We start from the raw sequence: 4,565 nt of genomic DNA, 5'->3' as shown, positions 1-4,565 counted from the left end.
TTAGCAGCATTTTTAGTGTTCGTGGTGATGGCTGTTCAATACAACTCGTTGATTGATCCCCTTGTGATTATGATTACTGTGCCCTTGGCACTAGCTGGCGGTATTTTAGGTCTGTTCATCACGGGCAAACCCTTTAGCATCATCGTTCTTGTAGGAGCAGTCCTGTTAGTAGGAATTGTGGTCAACAACGCTATCATCATGGTGGAAATGGCCAACCAAATCCGGGAACAGGAAGGTGTAGACCATCAAACTGCAATTTTGAAGGCTGCCCCCCAACGCTTGCGACCCATATTGATGACTACTATTACCACGGTGTTAGGAATGTTTCCCCTAGCCATGGGCCTTGGGCAAGGGTCAGAGTTTCTACAACCCTTGGGAATTGTGGTATTTTCTGGTCTAGCCCTGGCAACTGTGCTGACCCTGTTTCTCATTCCCTGTACCTATGTACTCTTTCATACGGGTCTAGGTCGAGCAACCAAACGCCCTCGACTGGTGGTGTAGCGATGACATGCGATACTGCTGAAGAGTACTCCTGCCTATGGGGTACTAACAGCTTGGTCGTTACCAGCTTGGTCGTTACCAGAGAAAACCTGTAAATTGCAAGTCTGAGTTGTAGGTTATCTGCCGCCACTGATTGGCAATGTTGCCTGGAAGCGGGATAGCAGCAGACTGCCCAAGGCTAATGCCAAGATGAGTAACAGGAAGGTAACTACCACTAAGGCAGCACCATAGCCAAAGTCTAGGTAACGCATGATAGTGCTGTAGATGTATACAGAAACTGTTTCAGTGGAACCAGCGGGACCACCCCCAGTCATCACTTGCACAAGGTCAAAAATGCCGAAGGCTTGCGCTAGGCGAAACAACAAGGCTATGAGGATCTGAGGCATGAGTAAGGGCAGGGTGATATGTCGAAAGCTCTGCCAAGGTGTTGCGCCGTCGATGCGATGGGCTTCGTACAAATCATGAGGAATGGATTGAAGTCCTGCTAGAAGGATAATGCTGATGAATGGAGTGGTTTTCCAGATGTCAGCACTGATAATCGCAGCCATAGCTAAGGTTGGCTCTCCTAGCCAGTTAACTGCTTGGGTAATCAATCCTGCACGCCTTAGGAGGTCATTGAGAACACCATACTGATCGTTGAAAATCCAAGTCCATGCTAGGGCCATGACAGCAGTAGGCAATGCCCAGGGCAAGAGGGCGATCGCCCGCACAACTCCCCGCCCTCGGAAGGATTGATTCAGCACAAGGGCAATGCCCAAGCCGAGTACCATCTCTATGGATACAGAGACGATCGTAAAGATGATGGTATTGCTAAAGCTCTGCCAGAACCGTCCATCCCCAACCATCCGCTTAAAATTGCCTAGCCCAGCAAACACAGGCTGCAACTCAGTGCCCAGATTTTGGGTAAACAGACTAAGCCAAGCGGCGCGAGCGATGGGATAGACAAACACCAAGGCCAGAATGATCAAGGCTGGCAGCACCAACAACCATCCATCCAGGGTCTGGGTGCGTTTAGCAGATGATGTCTGTGTCATGGGTGATTCAATAATGCTGGTCTGGATGCAGGACTGATCCTGGTAGGCACTTATTGTACCGTTGTCCAACGGCTGTCTCTAAAACTTACTAGGTCTTACATAGTGGGCTAAGGTTACGTCACCTAGGGTATGGTCAGAGATTCAGTTGCTAAGAAATCGAGTAATCTAATGGGTAGCTACTGTACTCGCAAACAGCCTTTGTTATGGTTATTGCTCACTATCTGTTGCCGATCGTCAGCTTGGGAATTGTTGCTGTTAGTCCACTTAGCCTAGCCGATGGAAGGCAAGGGCAGCCTGTTTTGGCTGCTGAGTCTAGGCTAACGTTTGGCCCTACTGCTCTGGCACAGACCAATAACAGCCGCAGAGCAGACTGCGAACGGTTGGGACAGTTTTTGAATCAGGCAACAGATGGGTTTACAACAATTGCCAATGCGAATAACACCTCCCCCCAGCAGGCATTAGCCCAGATCGATCGCATGATTGACTTGTTAAATGGGTATATCAGCCGGTTACAGCAGATGCCACTCACCGAGCCGCAGGTTCGACAGTTTCGTAATCGCTATCTGTCTGCATTTCAAGAGGTGCGGCAGTTTGCTCAAACTGTTCGGAGTGCAAGTCGGCAAAATAATTCACAAGCTGTGGAACAGGAATTAACCAACTTCCTGCAAAAGCTTGAAGCCTACCAAACCTTAGACAGTTCCTTCCAGCAATATTGTGGGCTAGCAATGGCCACTGGCTCACCAACTTCACGCCGACCCCAAGCTACGCGGCGATCGACCCCATCCACCCAACGTCCCATGTCTGTAGCACAGCGCAATACTCAAACTCGACAGCTAAACACCCAATTGCGAGCAGCCGTCGAGGCTAAAAACTGGCGACAGGCGATTCAGATTGTTGATCGTCTCATGGTGTTACACCCCAACCGCGCCAGTGAGTTACGGCAATATCGCGCTCGGCTTGTACAACTCCTCAACGCCCAATAGCTCTATTCCCGACGGGCAGACTGAGCTGCCCAGTGCCATACTAGCCCTAGGGCAATGATCCCCAGACCTATCAGCCAAATTTGGCGATCGACCCAGAAGGCCAGGAAAAGACAGCCCACTAGCCCGACCCAAGCCAACCATCGTGGGTAGAGCAACTGGCTAGCAGGAATTTTCAGAGCGGCTACATTGGTAATGGCGTAATAAATCAACACCGTAAAGGCACTAAATGACCAGGTAGTTTTCACATTGCCGACAAGCGCCAGCAGGACGATCGTGCTACCGACCGTCACAACAGCCCAAGGAGGGGTAGTACCTTTAGCATTCAGTTGCGCCATACATCGGGGCATGTCTCCTCGTCGTCCCATGGCCAGCAACACTCGTGATAACCCCAAGAGTAGGTTTAACAAAACACCAAGCATAGCAGTAATAGCACCAATCGTTACCAGTTGGGGCACACCAGGGATGCCCGTTGCTCTGGCCACAAACTCTAGGGGAGCAGAACCGTTAGTGACAGCCGCACTGAGCACAGGAGCACCAACTGTAGCCACACTTACCAATGCCACTGCAACATAGAGAACCAAGGTGATGAGCATGGTAATGACGATCGCTCTAGGAATAATGCGGCGAGGCTCCACAACTTCTTCGCCCAAGGTAGCGATGCGCCCGTAGCCGGTGTAGGCCACAAACATAAGGGCACTGGCATGAAGAACAGCCGCAATTGGGTTAACTGGTGCTCCCGAAGCTGTAGCAACAAAGGGGGTTAGGTGTTGATGGCCCATCGTCCATGCCGTTGGAATGCCAGCTAGAACTAGCGTAAGCAGAGCAGTCAGCGTAATGGAGACAATGACTGTATTAGCGCGGTTAGACCCTTGGATGCCCCCTAGAACGATCGCAGTAAGCACCACCACAGATCCCACTGCTATAGGTACTGTTAGGCCGCGCCCATCTAGACCGATCGCCACCAGCAAGTAACTAGAGAACCCTAGAGCGGCGGTAGCGGCTGATGCAGTCTTAGCCCACAAAAACATCCACCCAGCGGTAAAACCAGCCCAAGACGAAAGATACTTGTACCCATATTCATAACTGCCACCACTAACCGGGTGACTAGCCGCCAGTTGAGCGCTGTTAAACCCGTTACTCAGAGCAATCAGTGCCCCAACGACTACCCCCACAATCATGGCTGCTCCAGCGATGCCTGCGGCGATGCCAATGCTGACAAACACTCCTGTGCCGACGATCGACCCCAACCCCATCAGTATTGCCCCAGACAGCCCAACCTGCCGCCTTAGTCGAGTTGGAGGTAATGTTGTCACTAGTTTCTCCTATCGCAACCCACGGGCTAGTGAGAATGGTGGCAGTGAGGAATTATATCCCCGCTACGCGCCTTAACAGCACTATGATTTAGTCTTGCCTTTGGGCACCAGATACCCAGTAAGGATGATACCCAAGTAAAGATGCCATCTATGGCAGCATCAGAGATTCAAGGGCTAGGATTACGGATACGTTGGATAGGCCTGAGAAAATCCTCAGAATCATCCTGACATCCAGTCAAATCCTGGGAATGCTAATTTGTGTTAAGTTTTATGTCTACTTCAGTAGCTACTAAATCTGAAGGTTATGACTTAAAACCACTAAATCTGAAACTGATCAGTGTAAAAGCAATTTAGGAGTGATTTATGTTAAGTCAAATGCAACGATTGGTTGCTGAGGTTGATGGTCGGTATGCAACCGATTCAGAGTTGCAGTTCATTCAAGACTACATGGCATCGTTCAAGCTTAGATTGTCAGCCTATGTCAAGCTACAGAATGCTGAAGCAACTATCGTGCAGCAGGTCTATACCCGTATGCAGCGTATGGACAGCAACCTGTTAAAGCATGGTGATGCGGATGTCACTGCTAAGTGGAAACGGGACACGATTCGAGCACTACGCTATTCTGCGATCGCCATGCTGCTGAATGATCCCGATATATTGCAAGAACGATTTCTGTTTTGGTTTCAGACCATTATGAAAGCGTTTGGCACCCAGCAGAGTTGTAATGTCACCTA

General features: G+C 50.1%; 5 protein-coding genes. 3 read left to right on the top strand and 2 right to left on the bottom strand.

The window, feature by feature from the left end; translation table 11 throughout:
- On the top strand, nucleotides 1-501 hold a 501-nt coding region (locus tag NZ772_14480), incomplete at its 5' end, for an efflux RND transporter permease subunit (protein MCS6814757.1).
- A 116-nt stretch (nucleotides 502-617) separates the two neighbouring features.
- Here the strand turns inward: NZ772_14480 and NZ772_14475 are convergent.
- Nucleotides 618-1,535, bottom strand: a complete 918-nt coding sequence (locus NZ772_14475; GenBank protein MCS6814756.1) for a sugar ABC transporter permease — start codon at nucleotides 1,533-1,535, stop codon at nucleotides 618-620.
- A 203-nt stretch (nucleotides 1,536-1,738) separates the two neighbouring features.
- Here NZ772_14475 and NZ772_14470 point away from each other — a divergent pair, with 203 nt between their 5' ends.
- Nucleotides 1,739-2,518, top strand: coding sequence for a hypothetical protein (locus NZ772_14470; protein ID MCS6814755.1), 780 nt, complete (start codon nucleotides 1,739-1,741; stop codon nucleotides 2,516-2,518).
- 2 nt (nucleotides 2,519-2,520) lie between these two features.
- Here the strand turns inward: NZ772_14470 and NZ772_14465 are convergent, their stop codons facing one another.
- Nucleotides 2,521-3,831 carry an APC family permease gene (locus tag NZ772_14465; GenBank protein ID MCS6814754.1) on the bottom strand — a complete coding sequence of 437 codons (1,311 nt, stop codon included), beginning with the start codon at nucleotides 3,829-3,831 and terminating at the stop codon, nucleotides 2,521-2,523.
- Between the two features lie 375 nt (nucleotides 3,832-4,206).
- Between NZ772_14465 and NZ772_14460 the strand changes: the two genes are divergently transcribed.
- Nucleotides 4,207-4,565: phycobilisome protein (locus NZ772_14460; GenBank protein MCS6814753.1), on the top strand; the 359-nt coding region annotated here is incomplete at its 3' end.

It is taken from the genome of Cyanobacteriota bacterium, from assembly GCA_025054735.1.
Taxonomy (GTDB): Bacteria; Cyanobacteriota; Cyanobacteriia; order SKYG9; family SKYG9; genus SKYG9.
This window is presented reverse-complemented; position numbering and strand designations above follow the sequence as displayed.